We start from the raw sequence: 16,435 nt of genomic DNA on the forward strand, positions 1-16,435 counted from the left end.
AATTCCGGTGGGACGCCCGGCCGACCTGGCGAAGTCCTGCCACTTGTGCGGACGCCCTTTTCCCGGCACCTGATTCTTCGCCATGATTCCGGCCACGCCAGCGCCCGCTCCGCACCCAGCCCGCGCCAACCCGGCGCCTCGGAACCCGGCGCGACCGCGCACCCGCGGTTGACCCCGGAAGGAACCGTACGTGAAGCGAAAGCTCGCCCTCGGAGCCGTTCTGTCCGCCTCGGCCGTCCTGGCCGGCGCGATCCAGGTCAGTGCCGGAGCGGCACACGCAGCCCCGGCCCCCACCGCAACGGCCCGGGCCCTCGGCCTGTCGGCCCAGGAGCAGCTGATCGTGAAGGACACCGTCGTGGACGGCGACGGCACCCGCCACGTGCGGTACGAGCGCACCTTCGCCGGGCTCCCCGTCCTCGGCGGCGACCTGATAGTCCACCAGAGCGCGCAGGGTGCGATCCGGTCCACCGACCGCGCCGTGAAGGGCTCGATCGCCCCCGCCACGCTCACCCCGAAGCTCTCCGCCACGCAGGCCGCCGCCAAGGCGCACGGTGCGGTGGCCGCCACCGTCGGCGTCTCGGACGGGGACGAGCCCGCCCTGGCCTCCGTGGACCCGGCCGGTGCGGCGCAGCTGGTCGTGTGGGCGGCCTCCGGAAAGCCGAGACTGGCCCACCGCACCACCGTCGGGGGCGTCCGCACCGACGGCACCCCGAGCAGCCGGGTGGTCGTCACCGACGCCGCCACCGGCGAGGTGCTCTCGACCCACGAGCAGGTGCAGACCGCGACCGCGACCGGTTCGGGCACCGGCGTGTTCGTCGGCACCGTCGCACTCACCACCGACCGGACGGCCTCGGCCTACGAGCTCAGGGACGCCACCCGGGGCGGCCAGTACACCGTCTCCATGAACGGCAAGAAGGGCGGCAAGGGCACCCTCTACACCGACGCCGACAACGTGTGGGGCAACGGGTCGGCCGCCGATGGCCAGTCCGCCGCCGTGGACGCCCAGTACGGCGCCGCCGCCACCTGGGACTTCTACAAGAACACCTTCGGCCGCCTCGGCATCCGCAACGACGGCATCGGCGCGTACAGCCGGGTCCACTACGGCCGGGACTACTCCAACGCGTTCTGGAGCGACAGCTGCTTCTGCATGACGTACGGCGACGGCGCCGGCAACACCCACCCGCTGACCTCCTTGGACGTCTCCGGCCACGAGATGAGCCACGGCGTCACCTCCAACACCGCCGGCCTCAACTACTCCGGTGAGTCCGGCGGCCTCAACGAGGCCACCAGCGACATCTTCGGCACCGCCGTGGAGTTCTACGCCAACCTCGCCTCCGACAAGGGCGACTACCTCATCGGCGAACTCATCGACATCCGCGGCGACGGCAGCCCGCTGCGCTACATGGACAAGCCGTCCAGGGACGGCCGCTCCGCCGACTACTGGTCCTCGAGCGTGGGCAGCCTGGACGTGCACTACTCGTCCGGCGTCGGCAACCACTTCTTCTACCTGCTGGCCGAGGGCAGCGGCGCGAAGACCATCAACGGCGTCAGCTACGACTCGCCGACCTACAACGGCTCCACCGTCACCGGCATCGGCCGCGACAAGGCCCTGCAGGTCTGGTACCGGGCGCTGAGCGTCTACATGACCTCGACCACCGACTACCAGGGCGCCCGTACCGCGACCCTCCAGGCCGCCACCGACCTCTACGGTGCCGGGTCCGCCGAGTACGCCGCCGTCGCGGCGGCCTGGACGGCGGTCAACGTCGGCTGACCTGCCGCGCACGGCTCCCGCAGGCCGGTGGCCGTCCGGTACTTACCGGACGGCCACCGGAGGCTGCGGGCCCGCGCCGCCCGTTCGTCGTAGGCATCGCGGTGACCGCCGAGGCCCCCGGCAGCTGGGACGGCGGCCGGGTCGACCGGCCACCGGAACGGCCGGGCGGATCAGCAGTGGCAGTCGACGGTCACCAGCAGGGTGCCGCCGTCCAGCGCGTCCAGGTACGCGTTCGCCTCCCGCGCGTACGCGGCGCGGTCCTCCTCCGTGTCGCTGCCGGGCTCCGTCCACGTCCCGTCCAGGCGCAGCAGGGCGTAGTTCGGGACGGCCTCGGCCCGGGCCCGCGCCACGTACTCCGCACGGCCCGTCGAGAACCCGCCGTCCCAGTACCGGAATTCCTCGCTGTCGTGCGCGGCCCGGCACCTGGCCTGCGTCCGGTGGTCGTCCCGGGCCTGCTCCATCGGGTAGCCGTCCGGGTCCGCCAGGTGCCGGGCCAGGAAGTGCCGCCACGGCTGTGCGGCGGGCAGACCGCCGACGAGTTCCGTCCAGCGGTCGTGGCGCGCGGCGGCCTCGCGTTCCTCGAGGTCGCGCATCGCCTCGAAGTCGAGCAGGGCACGGGGGCCGCCGTCGCAGCGCAGCGTCCCGCCCGTACCCTCCTGGTGATCGACGATCAGGCGGGGGTCCCCGGCGGCGTCGGGGCGGTGCACGAAGTGGTCCGGCCAGCGGCCGCCGACCACCCAACCGTCCCACTTCGCATCGGGGTTGCAGGTGCTCAGGAAGTAGGCTCGGCCCTCCCCGTCGACGTGCAGGGCGCCCTCGCTGCCCGGTTCGGTGCCGAAGTGGCGGTTGTGGGCATCGGCGGCCTCCTGCCAGGTCAGGTCGTCGCCGGCGGGCAGCAGCCCGCTGCGGCGCAGCGCGGCGATGCACCCGATCCCGGCCGGGGCGCCGGTCAGGTACTCCCGGTACGCCTCCACCTCCCGGTTCTCGTCGAACGGACCGAGGGCGGCAACGAGTGCCTTCGCGACGTCGTCCCGGGCTGTGGGCGGGAGAGCGACGATGACGCTGAAGTGCATGTGCGCGCCTTTCGGTACCGAGAGCGTGCCGGGCCCCACGGAAGGGGCGGACGGGGCGGGAAGATCCCGCCGCGCCCAGCATCCGGCCCCCGCACCGTCCGCCGCCAGCGGTTTACGGTCCGGCTTGTCCGGGTCCGGTCGGCGTCAGGGCCGGTCCACGTTCCACTCCCGTGGCAGAGCCCCGTCGCAGAAGACGCAGACGAAGTCCGCCTCGCGCACGATGTTCAGCTGCTCGCAGGCAGGGCAGCGCCGGAACACCACTTCGTGGGTGAAGCCGGGCGGAGCGGCGATCCCGGCCCGGTCGAGCGCATCGGCGACGGCCTGCCACGAGCAGGCGTCCGGGCAGTAGCCGGTCGACTGATTGCTGACCTCCTCGGCCACCCACCGGTGGGACTCCGCGCGAAAGCCGATCTCACCGGCGCTCAGGACCGCTTCCCCACCGGCACACACCACGTGCTCGCTGCGACGCGGCGAGAGCCGCAGGATCCCGGCCCCGTCGACGACGTAGGTGAAGGGCTCGGACAACTCCTCCGCCGTCCGGGCCGAGACCCACTCCTCGAAGTCCGCCGGCGAATGCACGCCGAAACCCTCACCGCCCGGCCGGACGAGACTCCTCAGCCCGGTCGGCCCGACATAGCGATAACTCCGTCCGCGCATACACAGAAGCGTCGGCCCAGGACGTGTCCAACAGCATTCGCCGTGCCGTCCACACCGGGCGGTGGGGTTCACTCGGTGTCGAGCTGGTGGTCGGCCCAGACGTAGCTCTCGGGCAGCAGGTCGGTGATGAGGACGGTCCGGATGCGGTCGCCTGCGCCGACGATGACCTTGAGGGCGGGGAAGTAGTCGAGGAGGACCTGGCGGCACCGCCCGCACGGGGGGACGACCCCTCGGTCGCGGTCGCCCACGGCGACGATCGTCTCCAGCTCGTACGCGCCCTGGGCGGCCGCCGTGCCGATGAGGACCAGCTCGGCGCAGGGGCCTCCCGTGAAGTGGTAGGCGTTCACCGCGGTGACGATCCGGCCGTCCCGGGCACGGGCCGCGGCCGCCATGGTGTGGTTGTCGCCCCGGCACCGCGTACGGGCGACCTCGGCCGCGGCCCGGACGAGTTCGTGGTCGACGTGCTGGGTCTGCGCGGTCATCTGCTCTGCCTTCTCCGGAGGGTCAGGCCACGTTGACCTGCGTGACGAGGGCACGCAAGCGAATATCGGCGGTCGGCCCGACTCCGCCGACCACCTGTTCCGGCTGCTGCCGGACTCCGTGGACCAGCTACCGGACCGGCTGCCGGGTCAGGAACCGGCCGTTCAGGGCCCGAGGCGGGTGAGTTGGGCGGAGCGGGTGCGGTGGAGGTCGACGGCGAGGCGGCGGGCGGCGTCGGCGCTGCCGGCGGTGGATTCGGAGGCGGCGAGGCGGACGGACTGCTCCAGGTATTCGCGCAGGTGCAGGGCGGCCAGGCGGTCGAAGTCGGCGCCGGTGGTGTGCTCGGCCTCGGCGTACTCGGCGGCGGTGGTCATGCCTGGCATGTCGTGGCCGGTGTGCGGGTTGTCGCCGGTCACTCCCCCGAGGCGGGTGAGTTCCCGGAGGCGGGCGAGTTCCGTCCGGTGGCCTTCGGCGATCTCGGCGGCCAGTGCGCGCAGTTCCGGCGAGGTGGCCCGGGCGGCGGTCAACTCGGCGAGCCGGATGTTCTGTTCGGTCATCGGGACGAGGAGTTGCAGCCAGGCTGCGTCGGTCGGGTTGTACGGTGCGGGGGCCGCCACAACGGGCGCTGCCGCGGCGGGGGCGGGCCGCTCGGCGGGCCGTGCCACGGCGGCCAGCCCGCCGCAGACGGCGAGTGCGGCAAGTGCCGCGCCGACGAAGGCTCGTCTCATCGTTCCTCCTGGGGCCCGGGTACGGCGCGAACGGGCGTCCGCGGCCGCACCCGGGCAGGTGTCGTCAGGTCAGGCGGTGCCGTTGGCACCGCACTTGACGATCGGGTCGATGCAGTCGCGGACCCGGCGGGCCATTTCGGCGGCCGGCCACACGTTGAAGAAGTCGCCGTGCATGGTGTAGCCGGGGCCGGAGGCCAACCGCAGCCGGGCCGGGTCGCCGGTCACCGGGTAGCGCAGCACCTGGCGGAGCTTGGGCACCGGGATCGGGTGGGTGGCCGGGCAGGCGCCGTTCACGGGGTAGGACATGTGGCTCTTGTGGTCGGCGGAGTCGAGGTCCTTGCCGTTCCAGCACTGCGGGAAGTCCAGGTAGGACTCCAGCATGGAGCCGGCCGGGCAGTTGACGAAGTCGTGCGAGGGGTTGACCTCGCCCGCGTGCAGGCAGGACCAGCGGGCGATGCTGTTGTCGTTCGGGCCGGTCGCCTTGGCGTTGCCGGCGACGATCCGCAGGCCGCGCGGGAAGGGCTGGGTCAGTGCGATGACGTCGTCGCGGACGCCCTCGCCGAGGTAGTAGAAGGTGGTGCCGGTCGGCTCCACGGGGGCGTTGTCGGCGTACAGGGTGGGCACCCAGTAGGAGGAGACGTCGGTGGCCGGGTTGCAGGTGCCGCCGGACTTCTCCAGCTTGCCGAGGTCGGAGTTGGCGTCGGTGGCGGCGTTGCCGAAGAAGCTGTGCATGTGGGAGGCGCCGGGCAGGCCGGGGAAGACGATCGGGTCGTCGGGCAGCCGGTGGCTGTACGGGCAGTCCGCGAGGAACTCGGCGACCCGGACGGCCCCGGGCGGCACGCCCTGGGTGCCGAGCGCGCCGTACACCTGGAACTCCCAGAGCGAGACGCCCCAGACCGTGGCCCGTGCGGTGGCCAGCACCCGGACGTAGCGGCCGGTCGCGGAGAGGTCGAGGGTCTGCCGTCCGCCGGTGGAGCCGGTGACCTGGCGCACCGTCAGCCAGTCGTTGCCGTTGGCCGAGACCTGGACCTGGTAGGCGCTGGCGTACGCGGCCTCCCAGTTGAGCACGATCCGGTCGATGGCGGCGTTGCCGCCGAGGTCGACCCTGATCCACTGGTTGTCGGCGGCGGCGCTGGACCAGCGGCTGCCCTCGTTGCCGTCGACGGCGAGCGAGGCCGGGTAGGCGGCGTTCTCGAGCGAGGACGCGGTGACCGGCCGACCCTGCGAGATCGGCTGGTCGACGGCCTGCGCCGGGCCGGAGGTGCCGGTCAGCACGGCGCCCGCGGTGAGCACGGCGGCGGCCAGGGCGACCAGGCGGTGGCGCCAGACGGCGCGGCGGCGGGCGTGCGGGCGCGGTCGGGACCGCATGGCGATGGGACTCATGGCTCTCCTGTCGGGTGGGGGTCGGAGCCGAGCGCGCGGTGCCCGAGGTGGGGTGGCGGCATCGCATGAGAGAGCGCTCTCTCACGGACGATAGGAGCGCCCTTCGAGCAGTGTCAAGACATCGTCAAGGTGCTCCGTCAACGCACCGGTCGGGACGACGGGCTCAGCGGACCCGCCATCAGAGAGCGCTCACCCGCGGGGCGTTGAAAACTCCGGAGCCCGCTGCACCCCCGGCCGCTACGATCGGCGCCGCACCAGACCCCGGCGGTCCGACCACCGCCGGCCCCGGCGGTCCATGGGGAGGACACCGATGACGCAGGCGCCCGAACGGCAGGCCGACCATCCCGAGCGGCTGGCCGACGGCCACCCGTTCCGGCAGTGGAAGACCTGGCGGATTCCCGGCACCCGGCTGACCCTCACCGGCTACTCGCGGGCCAACGACAAGACCTTCTTCCACATCCCCGAGCTGCGGTGCAGCCTCGACGCCGGACTCTGCGAGGGCCGGCAGCCGGACACCGTCTTCCTCACCCACACCCACGCCGACCACGCCAAGGACCTGGACTTCCTCGCCGCCAAGGCCTCCGGGGTCGACATCCACCTGCCGGCTGCGGCCGTACCCTACGTGGAGTCCTACCTGCGTGCCTCGGCCGAACTCAACCACGGCCCGGCCTACGATCCGGCGCTGGCCGGGCACCGGCTGCACGGGGTGGCGGGCGGCGACGAGTTCGCCTTCGGGCGCGGCGGCCACCGCGTCCGGGTGGTGGAGTGCGAGCACAAGGTGCCGTGCGTGGGGTACGCCTTCTCCGAGGTGCGGACCGCCCTCGCCCCCGAGTACGAGGAGCTGCGGCGGACACTGCTCGCCGAGGGGCGCGGCGCGGAGTTCGGGCGGATCGTGGCGCAGCGGCGCCGGGAGGGCGCGGAGGTCGAACGGGAGGTCCGCCGGCCGCTGTTCGCCTATCTCGGCGACACGCATGTGAACGTCTTCGAGCGGAACCCGTGGCTCTTCGAGTACCCGGTGGTGATCACCGAGTGCACGTATCTGGACGACGCCGAGCTGGAGCGGGCCGACCGGGTCGGCCACACCGTGTGGAGCCGGCTGCGGCCGGTGGTGGCGGCGCACCCGGAGACGCTGTTCGTGCTGACGCACTTCAGCCTGCGCCACTCCGACCGGGAGGTGCTGGAGTTCTTCCGGTCGGAGCGGGCGCAGGGCGGGCCGAACAATGTGCTGCTCTGGGTGCACCCGGAGAGCAGCCTGCCGGAGCAGCACCGGCGGAGCGGCGACTGACGGACTACTTGCCGTTCTTGTCCGGGTCGGCGGCGAGGGTGATGACGCCGAGGTGGCCGTCGCCGTCCTCGGTGATCCTCAGCAGCATGGCGGGCTTGTAGATGCTGTCGCCGTCGTTGAAGGTGTCGCGGCCGGTGTGTGCCGCATAGGGCTGCTTCGCGAGGACGGCCGAATTGAGCTTCTCGTCCATCATCAGCTGGGTGGTGAGGGTCCGTTCGTCGTTCACGTGGACCATGGCGTGGATGTGCACGGTGCGGCCGGAGTACCAGCCGGGCCAGATGGTGGTGAAGGAGACGATGCCGTTCTTGTCGGTGACCTGGGCGCCGCGCAGGTAGCGCTTGTCGTCCTGCGGGACGAGGTCGGCCTGACTGCCCTGGCCGCCCTGGCTCCCATTACCGCCGGGGCCGCCCGGGGCTCCGGACGGCGGAGGTCCCGAGGGCGGTGTCCCACCCGGTGCGCCGCCGCCTCCCGTGGAGAGTGCCTCGGCACCGGAGTAGTGGCCGGCCGCGTCGCAGTGCCAGATCTCCACCACCGCGTCGGGCAGGGCCTGGCAGGTCTCGCTGTCCTGGACGCGGACCGCCAGCCGAAGCCGGGAGCCCTCGCGGTCCTCCCGGATGTCCGAGCGGATCTTGTCGGCGTCGAAGTAGTAGGGGCCCTGCGTGGTCGCGGGCGAGAGGGCGCAGGTGTTGGCGCCGGCGAACAGGCCGGTGAGGTCTCCGGTGCCGGTGGCCTGCGGCGAGACGGAGACGGTCGCACCGTCGGAGGCGGTGGCCGTGGTGGTGCTGCCGCCGCCCCGGCCGCAGGCGGCGAGCAGTGCGCCGAGCCCGATGCTGCCGAGCCCGGCCAGGGCGGTCCGCCGGCTGACCCGCCGGCCCTCGTCGTGGTCGTTGTCCATGCCACGATGCTGAGCTGCGCGGATGAGACCGGCCTGTGGACACGCTCGACCGGGTATGAGAACCCCGGCTGGAGCGTGACTAGCCGGCGGCAGTCGCCCGGGAGAGTCCTGCGGGCTGCGCAGGCCCGCCGCGGCGAGGGCGCGCACCTCCGCCAGCTGCTCCGGGGTGAAGCCCCGCTTGAGGATCGGGGTGAAGAGCTTCGGGGCGTGGAAGAGCAGGAAGAAGTCAGCTGTCTCCACGAACCGGACGGCCCACCAGGCGGTCTCCGTCGTGTGACCCGGCCGCCGGACGGTCACCCCGGTCTCGGTGACGGTGACCTCGGTCGGGCCGGACGCGGTCGGCGTCTGGTCCCGGACGGCGGACCGGGTGCCGAAGGTGAGCATGACCAGCGAGACCAGGCCGAGGGAGAGGGTCATGCCGCCGAACACGGGGTTGTGCCAGGCCCAGATCTCGACGGCGCCGAATGCCGGTGCGAGGACGCCCACGGTCCAGGCCTTCCGGCGCTGTTTCGCCGTGACCTGTTGCAAGGCGCGCACGCGTTCCTGCGGGGTCGGATCGTATTCGGCCGTGATGTGCATGGTGCTCCGTTCGCAAGGGACGGATCATCATGGCGCAGGCGCCGCACCCGGTGGAAGGGGGATCAGCAGGGCTGCCGCCAGGCGTCGAGCCCCAGGCGCTTGGTCATCGAGCTGAGGCCGATCTGCCGGCTCTTGGCGCAGTACTGGGCGTTGGGCGTCTTGTACTCGACGTGGAAGACCGCCTTGCCGGCCGCGATGAAGGGCTTGAGGGCGTCGCACTCGTCGAACTCGGCGCACTGCTCGTTCACCGCGAAGTCGAAGTCGCCGACCAGGGCGGGGATCTGGTCGAGGTCGTTCTTGAGGCCGACGGCGAGGCCGCGGTCGTGGGCGAGTTTGGCGATGGCCTTGTTGTAGGCGATCTGGTCGGCGGCGCTGATCGGGAAGCCGGTGTCGGCGCGGTAGTTCTCGACCAGGTCGGGTTCGACGGCGTCGAAGCCCTTGTCCCGGCACATGTCGAAGCGCTTGGCCATCAGCGGCAGCAGGACGTCGGTGCGCCGGATGTCCAGCGAGGACTCGCCCTTCCAGCCGTTGGCCCCGCCGCGCACGGCCTTCGGGAAGGCCGCCGCGTCGGAGCGGTAGTCCTCGTAGGCGCCGACGTTGACGTAGCAGATCACCTTGCGGCCCTTGGCGTGCAGGGCGGCGACCGTGGCGGCGTCGTTCTCGAAGCCGTCGATGTCGTAGACCGGTACGTCGATGCCGGTGTCGACGCGGCCGTCGAGCTGCCACTGCCAGGCGGTGCGCGGGGCCGGCTGCCAGCGGGCGGCGGTCGGGCGGGCGCCGGACGGGGAGCCGGAGGGCGCCGAGTCGCTGCCGGGCGTCGGCGAGGCGCTCGCCAAGGGGCTGCCGCTCGCCGATGCCGAGCCGGACGGTGCCGGGTTCGCCGTCCCGGAGGCGGTGGCGGTGGGCTCGTCCGGGTCGGGGCCGTCGTCGCCGCCTCCGCTCGAGCACCCGGCGAGGGTGAGCAGCAGGGCGGCTGCGGCGAGGGCGGCGGGGTGCGGTCGGCGGGTCATCAGTCGGTCTCCGTCCGGGTGGGCGAGAGGGCTGGCCCCGCGAGGGCCGGGGTGAGGGCCGGTGACAGGGTGCGCCACGGGTTGTCGCCGTCGCCCGTTGTCGCGTAGTGGACGGCGGCGCCGCGCAGTCTGGCCTCGCGGGGGACGGCGCGCAGCCGGCCGGAGGGCACGCCGTGCACCAGGTGGCAGAAGAGTTCCGCCGGGTGGTCCGCCGTCCAGCGCGGCACGGGCGCCGCCTCGTACGCCTGCCAGTCTCCCTCGAAGGTGACTAGCAGGTCGGCAACCGTGCCGTCGGCGTAGGCCGGGTCGGGGTGGGTGCCGTGGCCGAGGACGACGGTCTCGCAGCCGAGGGCGCGGGCGGCGACGGTGAGCCGCCGCTGGTAGGGCAGGAAGGCGGGGTCGGTGCAGGCCTGGTCGAAGTAGACGCCGTCGGTGCCGTACCAGGTGCGGTGGCGCTGGAGGTCCTCGACGACGGCGGCGTGCGGGCGGCGGCCGTACGCGGTGTCGACGTAGCCGAGGATGCGCACCCCGGCCTCGCGGAGTTCGGCGAAGGGCTCGGCGAGGACCGGGTCGGGGGCGGCGCCGGGGCCGTCGGCCGCGTTGACGACGACGCCGTACAGGCGCGGTGCGGCCCGGACGAGGGCCCGCCAGGCGGGCGGGTCCTCGGCCGGGTGCACGTAGAGCGGTACCAGCTGGCGCTCCATCAGGCGGTCTGCTCCGGGGTGTCCTTCAGGCTGTGCCAGAGGTCGGCCAGCGAGTCGGCGAGCGCGATCCGCGGCTCCCACCCGAGGGTGCGGGCGGCGGTGATGTCGGCCTGCTGCCAGGAGACGGCGGCGGAGCGCTCGGAGCCGGCGCCGTGCTCCTCGATCCGGCCGGTGAACTGTGCGGCGGCGACCAGGGCGTCGGCGACGGCGCGGACCGGCCTGGCCTCGCCGCCGGCGATGTTGAGGACCGCCGGCAGCGGGTTCGCGGCGGTGAGGACGGCGGCCACCGCCCGGGCGACGTCGCGGGCGTCGACGAAGTCGCGGTGGGCGGACAGGTCGCCGACGGTGACGGTGCCGCCGGGGCCGGCCCGGCGGATCTCGGCGGCGAGAGGCCGGCCAGCGAGGTGCCGGGCGAGCCGGGGCCGACCGGGTTGAACACCCGGAGCACGACGGCGTCCTGGCCGCGGGCGGCGGCCTCGGCGACGGCCAGGGTGCCGGCCAGCTTGGTGGCGCCGTAGAGGCCACCGGGCCGCGGGGCGGCGTCCTCGGCGAGCGAGGTGCCGTGCTCGCAGGCGCCGTACTCGGCGGCGGAGCCGAGGTGGACGAGGCGGCTGCCGGGCACGGCCGCGCGCAGGGCGGCGGCGAGCACGGCGGGGCCGCGGGCGTTGAGGCCGGTCTGCAGCAGGGCGTCGCCGGTGACCGCGCCGGCGCAGTTCACCACCGCCGCCGGCCGGAGGTCGGCGAGCAGCGCGGTGAGGCCCTCGACGGTCTCGTCGGTGAGGTCGATCCGCAGGTCGGCGGCGGCGGAGCGGCCGGCGCGGAGCACCCGCGCACCGGGGAGGGTGCGCAGGTGCTCCGCGATGTGGCCGCCCAGGAAACCGGTGGCTCCGAGGACGAGGACGTCCATGGGTCAGGCACCCCGCAGCAGCAGGTCGCGGTTCTCCCGGAAGTCCGCGTTGGCCCGGTCGTAGTCGTCGGGGCGGCCGATGTCGAGCCAGTAGCCGGCGAACTCGTAGGCCTGCGGCGGGGTTCCGGCCTCCAGCAGGTCGAGCACCAGGTCGTCGAACCCGAGCGGCTTGCCCGCGGTGTAGCGGGTGAGGGTGGACCTGGAGAGGCCGTAGACGCCCATCGAGACGTGGTAGTCCATGCTGGGCTTCTCGCGGAACTCGGTGACCCGGCCGTGCTCGGTGGTGAGGACGCCGAAGTCGATGTTGACCTTGCGGGCGTAGGTGGCGATGGTGAGCGGCGCGCCGGCGTCGGTGTGCTGCTTGAGGACGTCGCCGTAGGGCAGGTCGGTGAGCACGTCGCCGTTCATGACGAGGAAGTGCTCGGGGAGGGTGTCGAGCATGGTGAGCAGCGGGCCCATGGTGCCGAGCGGGCTGTCCTCGGTGGTGTAGGTGACGTCCATGCCCCACTGGGAGCCGTCGCCGACATAGGCACGGATGATGTGGCCGAGGTGGCCGATGGCGAGGGTGCAGCTCTCGAAGCCGGCGGCCACGAGCTGGCGCATGACGATCTCGAGGATGGCGTGCTGGTCGCCGATCGGGACGAGCGGCTTGGGCAGCGCAGTGGTGTACGGGCGCAGGCGGACGCCCTTGCCGCCGGCCAGGATGACAGCGTGCATGACGTGCTCCTTGTCTGTGTGCGGTGGGTGCGGGCGCGGATCAGACGTTGTACAGGTCGGTCTTGTAGCGGGCCAGGTTGGCCGGGTCGCGGAAGAACTCGATGGTGTGCAGCAGGCCCTCCTCCAGGGAGTGGGCGGGGGCCCAGCCGGTGGCGGCGCGCAGCCGGGTGGCGTCGGCGACCAGGCGCATGACCTCGGAGGCGGCGGGGCGGATGCGGTCGGTGTCCTCACGGACCGTCAGGTCGGCGTCCATCAGCTTGCCGACCAGGGTGACCAGGTCGCCGACGGAGATCTCGCCACCGGTGCCGGCGTTGAAGGTGCGGCCGACGACCTGCTCGGCGGGGGCGGTGCCGACGGTCGCGAACGCGGCGGCGGTGTCCTTGACGTAGAGGAAGTCGCGGGTGGGGCGGAGGTCCCCGAGGGTGATGGTGCGCTCCCCCGCCGCGACCTGGCCGATGACGGTCGGGATGACGGCGCGCATGGACTGGCGCGGGCCGAAGGTGTTGAACGGACGGAGCGTCACCACGGGGGTCTCGAAGCTGGCGTGGTAGCTGTCCGCGAGCCGGTCGCCGCCGGCCTTGGAGGCCGCGTACGGGGACTGGGTGTTGATCGGGTGGTCCTCGGTGATCGGGACGGTCTGCGCGGTGCCGTAGGTCTCGCTGGTGGAGGTGTGCACCAGGCGCGGGATCTCCAGGTGGCGGACGGCCTCCAGCACGTTGAGGGTGCCGGTGACGTTGGTCTCCACGTAGGAGTGCGGGGCCTGGTAGGAGTACGGGATCGCGATGAGGGCCGCCAGGTGGTAGACCGCGTCGGTGCCCTTGACCAGGCCGGTCACCGAGCCCGGGTCGCGGACGTCGCCGAGGACGATCTCCACGCTGTCCAGGACGTCCTTGTCCAGGGTCTCCAGCCAGCCGAACGAGGAGAAGGAGTTGTACTGGACCATGGCGCGGACGCGGTGCCCGTCGGCGACGAGCTTCTCGACGAGATGGGAGCCGATGAAGCCCTCGGCTCCGGTGACGGCGGCGGTGGTGGTGTTGCTCATGGCGAGCCTCCGGTGGTGTGGACGTGTGGTTCGGCTCGCGGCCCTCGGGGGGCACGCGGTGGGGGTACAGGGGTGCCGCGGTTGCGGCGGGGCCCGCCGGGGCGGGCACCGCGTCATCTGTGCGCGGTGATGCGGCCCGTTCTGGCGCGGGCGACGAACACGGTCGCGCCCACGGCGAGGCCGGTGGCGGTGAGCCGGGCCGCGGTGGCCGAGGCCGGGTGCAGGGCGCCGGCCGTGCTCTCCGCGACGGCTGCGGCGGTGCATATCAGGGCGGGCGGCCAGACGGCGCCGAAGACCTGGAGCAGCAGGGCCGTCCAGAGCAGGGCGCCGAGCAGCAGCAGGCCGCCGAGCTGGACGGGGCCGGGGAGCTTCCCCGTCCAGAGCAGGCAGGCTCCGGTGCCGAGGGCGGCGAGCACGGTGAGGTAGCCCGCGATCAGCAGGAGGAGCGTGCGGTCGGTGCGGTTGCGGAACTGGTCGGCGGTGGTGCTGGTGTGCAGCGCCGTCACCGACCGGCTGCGGAACCGGAAGAGCAGCCACTCGGCCAGGCCCATGCTGAGCGTCAGCGCCACGGCCGCCGAGGCGCCGCCGGGGACGGCGGGCCGCCACGGGTCGCCGAAGGAGGCGGTGATGACCAGGGCGCCCACCGCCAGGCCGAACAGGCCGTGCGGCAGGCTGTCGGCGAGCGGCACGCCGCCCGCCGGGGCCTCGTCGCCGGCCCGCAGCCGCAGCCAGATCTCGATGCCGGCGAAGACGGCGGCGAGGGCGAGCGACAGGGCGGGGCCGGCGATCCGCAGCCAGTCCGGCAGGTCGACGGCGAGGGTGGCCGCGGCCCCGGCGGCGGTCGGCGCGAGTGCGCCCATCAGCCGCTTGGCCCGACGGGTGATCAGCAGGACGGTCGCGCAGGCGAGGTACAGCGACTGTCCGGCGGCGAACAGCAGCACGGCCGTGTCCGCCCCGGCGAGGGCGGCCGCCGCCGTGCCGAGCGCGGTGGCGGTGAGACCGCCGCGCAGCAGGCTGCGCCCGACCGCGGACCGGGCGCCGACGGACCGCCAGGCGTACGCCCGGTGGGCGAGCGCCTGGTTGAGCCCCCAGCCGACCAGGGCGGTGAGGGCGAGGGCGCTGCCTGCGCCGGCGCCCTGGAGGAAGCGCGCGGTCGGCAGGTAGGCGAGGCCCGGGAGGGCGAACAGCAGGCCGCGCAGCACGGTGCGCAGCGGGTCGGCCTGCCAGGGGTCGTTGGGCTCGGGCGGCGCGGGGTGGCGCCGCTCGGTGCGGGCGAACAGTTCCTCGGCGATGGCGAAGGAGTCGGTGCGGCCGTAGCGGACGGCGGCCTGCTCGTCCGTCAGGCCGTCGGACTCCAGCACCGCGGCGATCTCGAAGGGGTGGACGGCGCGGGCGCAGACGTCGGCGAGCCGTTCGGCGAGTTCGTCGAGCGGGTCGTCGGGCAGCGGCACGGGCTCGGCCGCGCCGGGTTCGACCACCCGCAGCGCGAGGGTCTCGTCCGGGTTGCGGGCCCCACCGGCCGCGTCCTTGGTGAGCTCGCCGGGCGGCGGGACGCGCAGGGCGAGCGTCTCGTCCGGCCGGTCGGTGTCCTTGCGGCGCGGCGGCAGGTGCAGGACGACGGTGTCCTCGGGGCGCGGCCCGTCCTCGGAGAGGTTCAGCAGGGTGCTCATCCGGCGGCCCCGACGGCGGGCCAGGCCGGCCGCGGCCTCGGCGGCGGCGGCCTCCTCGCGCTGCGCGGGCGTCCACCAGTCGAAGGGTCCGCTGTCGTCGGCGGTCCGGAAGCGGTCGCGGCGGTCGAGCTCGCGGTAGATGTCGCGGAAGGAGTCGATGGTCTGGCGGAGGGTGAACTGCTCGATGACGCGCATGCGGGCGCCGCGGCCCATTTCGGCGCGGCGGTCGGAGTCGCGGAGGAGTTCGAGGGCGGCCTTGGCCATCGCCTCGGGCTCGCGGGGCGGGACGACGAGGCCGGTGTCGCCGACGGCCTCCCGGACGCCGCCGACGTCGGTGGAGACGGTGGCGCGGCCGCAGGACATCGCCTCGATGAGGGTGAAGGGGAAGCCCTCGCTGATGCTGGACAGCATGACCACGTTGCCGGCCGCGTAGGCGTCCCGGATGTCGTCGACGCGGCCCTCGAAGACCACCGCGTCGCCGATGCCGAGGTCGACGGCGAGGGCCTCGCAGCGCTCCCGGTACGCGGCGCCGCCGGCGGGTGTGCCGCCGAACAGCCGCAGCCGGGCGCCGGGTATCTCGGCGCGGACGATGGCGAAGGCCCGGATCAGCGTCTCCAGGTCCTTGATCGGGTCGACCCGGCCGGCCCAGCTGAGGGTGGGCACCTCGGGTTCGGGCCCGGCGGGCGGGAACGCGGCCGGGTCGACGCCGTTGTAGACGGTGCGGATGCGCTCGGCGGGGGCTCCGGCGCGCTCCTCCCAGCGGCGGTTGTAGCGGTTGCCGGGGGTGACCAGGGCGGCCCGGGCGTAGCTCTCGACGGCGAGCATCCGGTAGAAGCCGAGCACCAGGGCCTTGACCGGCCAGGCGTAGCCGGTGCCGTAGCCGAGGTAGCGCTCGCGCAGGTAGATGCCGTGCTCGGTGAGCAGGAACGGGGTGCCGTGCAGGTGGTTGCCGACCAGGCCGGGCAGGGCGGCGAGGCCGCCGCTGACGGCGTGCAGGACGCCGCCGGGCTTGGGGTGGGCGGCGAGCGGGCGCAGCGCGTGCTCGAGGAGTTCGGTGGCGGTGAGGGCGTCGTGCAGGCTGGGTTTGGCGGCCGAGGTGGCCAGGTGGGGGCGGTTCCAGACGTCGGCGAGGACGCGCAGGGCGGCCTCGGAGCGCAGTGCGGGGCTGAGCCGGCCCGGGCGTGGTCGGCGAGGACGTACAGCTCGGGGCCGAAGGCGTCCTCCTCTGCGGGGTCGAGGAGGGAGAGCAGGAAGCGCTCGTAGCCGGTGAGGAAGGCGCGCATGGCGGCGCCCTTGGGTGCCTGGCCGGGCGGGGCGGGGCCCCAGAGCGGGACGGCGCGGACGTCGGTGACGTGCGCGGGGAGGTCCCAGGCGAGCGACTGGCCGGCGGTACCGGTGATCGCGATGACCCGGAACTCGGTGTCGGGCATGCCGGTGACGAGCTGGTCGCACCAGACGCTGACGCCGCCGTGGCTGTGCGGGTAGGTGCCCTCGGTGAGCATGGTCACGCGGGTGCCGACCAGGTGCGCCAGGT

12 protein-coding genes and 2 pseudogenes are annotated in these 16,435 nt (G+C 73.6%); 2 read left to right on the forward strand and 12 right to left on the reverse strand.

The features are described 5' to 3' along the window. The first annotated feature begins 190 nt into the window (after positions 1 to 190). Positions 191 to 1,771: a M4 family metallopeptidase gene (locus ACQ614_RS04915; RefSeq protein ID WP_431676923.1), complete on the forward strand. Its 1,581-nt coding sequence runs from the start codon at positions 191 to 193 to the stop codon at positions 1,769 to 1,771. A 170-nt stretch (positions 1,772 to 1,941) separates the two neighbouring features. On the opposite strand, the gene ACQ614_RS04920 is transcribed toward ACQ614_RS04915, so the two are convergent. From ACQ614_RS04920 to ACQ614_RS04940, 5 genes are all read right to left on the reverse strand, one after another. Next, positions 1,942 to 2,844, reverse strand: coding sequence for a hypothetical protein (locus tag ACQ614_RS04920; protein ID WP_431676924.1), 903 nt, complete (start codon positions 2,842 to 2,844; stop codon positions 1,942 to 1,944). Between the two features lie 144 nt (positions 2,845 to 2,988). Further along, positions 2,989 to 3,501 carry a hypothetical protein gene (locus ACQ614_RS04925; protein WP_431676925.1) on the reverse strand — a complete coding sequence of 171 codons (513 nt, stop codon included), beginning with the start codon at positions 3,499 to 3,501 and terminating at the stop codon, positions 2,989 to 2,991. Between the two features lie 68 nt (positions 3,502 to 3,569). After that, positions 3,570 to 3,983 carry a cytidine deaminase gene (locus ACQ614_RS04930; RefSeq protein WP_431676926.1) on the reverse strand — a complete coding sequence of 138 codons (414 nt, stop codon included), beginning with the start codon at positions 3,981 to 3,983 and terminating at the stop codon, positions 3,570 to 3,572. Between the two features lie 162 nt (positions 3,984 to 4,145). Beyond that, positions 4,146 to 4,709 carry a DUF305 domain-containing protein gene (locus tag ACQ614_RS04935; RefSeq protein ID WP_431676927.1) on the reverse strand — a complete coding sequence of 188 codons (564 nt, stop codon included), beginning with the start codon at positions 4,707 to 4,709 and terminating at the stop codon, positions 4,146 to 4,148. A gap of 69 nt (positions 4,710 to 4,778) precedes the next feature. Then, complete coding sequence (locus ACQ614_RS04940; RefSeq protein ID WP_431676928.1) at positions 4,779 to 6,092, reverse strand: DUF1996 domain-containing protein; 1,314 nt, start codon at positions 6,090 to 6,092, stop codon at positions 4,779 to 4,781. A gap of 310 nt (positions 6,093 to 6,402) precedes the next feature. Between ACQ614_RS04940 and ACQ614_RS04945 the strand changes: the two genes are divergently transcribed. Further along, a complete protein-coding gene (locus ACQ614_RS04945; protein ID WP_431676929.1) occupies positions 6,403 to 7,377 on the forward strand; it encodes an MBL fold metallo-hydrolase in 975 nt (324 codons plus the stop codon). Between the two features lie 4 nt (positions 7,378 to 7,381). On the opposite strand, the gene ACQ614_RS04950 is transcribed toward ACQ614_RS04945, so the two are convergent. From ACQ614_RS04950 to pelF, 7 genes and pseudogenes are all read right to left on the reverse strand, one after another. Continuing rightward, on the reverse strand, positions 7,382 to 8,809 hold the full coding sequence (locus ACQ614_RS04950; RefSeq protein ID WP_431676930.1) for a YcxB family protein: 1,428 nt from the start codon (positions 8,807 to 8,809) through the stop codon (positions 7,382 to 7,384). A 104-nt stretch (positions 8,810 to 8,913) separates the two neighbouring features. Next, entirely contained in the window at positions 8,914 to 9,861 is a 948-nt protein-coding gene (locus ACQ614_RS04955; RefSeq protein WP_431676931.1) for an endo alpha-1,4 polygalactosaminidase, read from the reverse strand. Continuing rightward, complete coding sequence (locus ACQ614_RS04960; protein ID WP_431676932.1) at positions 9,861 to 10,565, reverse strand: spherulation-specific family 4 protein; 705 nt, start codon at positions 10,563 to 10,565, stop codon at positions 9,861 to 9,863. Before ACQ614_RS04960 ends, ACQ614_RS04955 begins: the two co-directional genes overlap by 1 nt. After that, positions 10,565 to 11,472, reverse strand: a pseudogene (locus ACQ614_RS04965) (NAD-dependent epimerase/dehydratase family protein). The gene ACQ614_RS04960 and the pseudogene ACQ614_RS04965 overlap by 1 nt, the downstream one beginning before the upstream one ends. A gap of 3 nt (positions 11,473 to 11,475) precedes the next feature. Further along, positions 11,476 to 12,189, reverse strand: a complete 714-nt coding sequence (locus tag ACQ614_RS04970) for a sugar phosphate nucleotidyltransferase (protein ID WP_431676933.1) — start codon at positions 12,187 to 12,189, stop codon at positions 11,476 to 11,478. Positions 12,190 to 12,229: 40 nt separating this feature from the next. After that, positions 12,230 to 13,231, reverse strand: coding sequence for an SDR family NAD(P)-dependent oxidoreductase (locus tag ACQ614_RS04975; RefSeq protein WP_431676934.1), 1,002 nt, complete (start codon positions 13,229 to 13,231; stop codon positions 12,230 to 12,232). A 1,787-nt stretch (positions 13,232 to 15,018) separates the two neighbouring features. Then, positions 15,019 to 16,403, reverse strand: a pseudogene (gene pelF / locus ACQ614_RS04980) (GT4 family glycosyltransferase PelF); the annotation flags it as partial. Positions 16,404 to 16,435 lie beyond the last annotated feature (32 nt).

The sequence above is a fragment of the Kitasatospora dryopteridis genome, from assembly GCF_050749075.1.
In the GTDB taxonomy this organism is placed as follows: domain Bacteria; phylum Actinomycetota; class Actinomycetes; order Streptomycetales; family Streptomycetaceae; genus Kitasatospora.

What these genes read in the sequence shown, in the direction of transcription:
- ACQ614_RS04970 (WP_431676933.1), bottom strand. Translation starts at nt 12,189, where the DNA reads ATGCACGCTGTCATCCTGGCCGGCGGCAAGGGCGTCCGCCTGCGCCCG.
- ACQ614_RS04945 (WP_431676929.1), top strand. Translation starts at nt 6,403, where the DNA reads ATGACGCAGGCGCCCGAACGGCAGGCCGACCATCCCGAGCGGCTGGCC.
- ACQ614_RS04935 (WP_431676927.1), bottom strand. Translation starts at nt 4,709, where the DNA reads ATGAGACGAGCCTTCGTCGGCGCGGCACTTGCCGCACTCGCCGTCTGC.
- ACQ614_RS04975 (WP_431676934.1), bottom strand. Translation starts at nt 13,231, where the DNA reads ATGAGCAACACCACCACCGCCGCCGTCACCGGAGCCGAGGGCTTCATC.
- ACQ614_RS04955 (WP_431676931.1), bottom strand. Translation starts at nt 9,861, where the DNA reads ATGACCCGCCGACCGCACCCCGCCGCCCTCGCCGCAGCCGCCCTGCTG.
- ACQ614_RS04940 (WP_431676928.1), bottom strand. Translation starts at nt 6,092, where the DNA reads ATGAGTCCCATCGCCATGCGGTCCCGACCGCGCCCGCACGCCCGCCGC.
- ACQ614_RS04925 (WP_431676925.1), bottom strand. Translation starts at nt 3,501, where the DNA reads ATGCGCGGACGGAGTTATCGCTATGTCGGGCCGACCGGGCTGAGGAGT.
- ACQ614_RS04960 (WP_431676932.1), bottom strand. Translation starts at nt 10,565, where the DNA reads ATGGAGCGCCAGCTGGTACCGCTCTACGTGCACCCGGCCGAGGACCCG.
- ACQ614_RS04920 (WP_431676924.1), bottom strand. Translation starts at nt 2,844, where the DNA reads ATGCACTTCAGCGTCATCGTCGCTCTCCCGCCCACAGCCCGGGACGAC.
- ACQ614_RS04930 (WP_431676926.1), bottom strand. Translation starts at nt 3,983, where the DNA reads ATGACCGCGCAGACCCAGCACGTCGACCACGAACTCGTCCGGGCCGCG.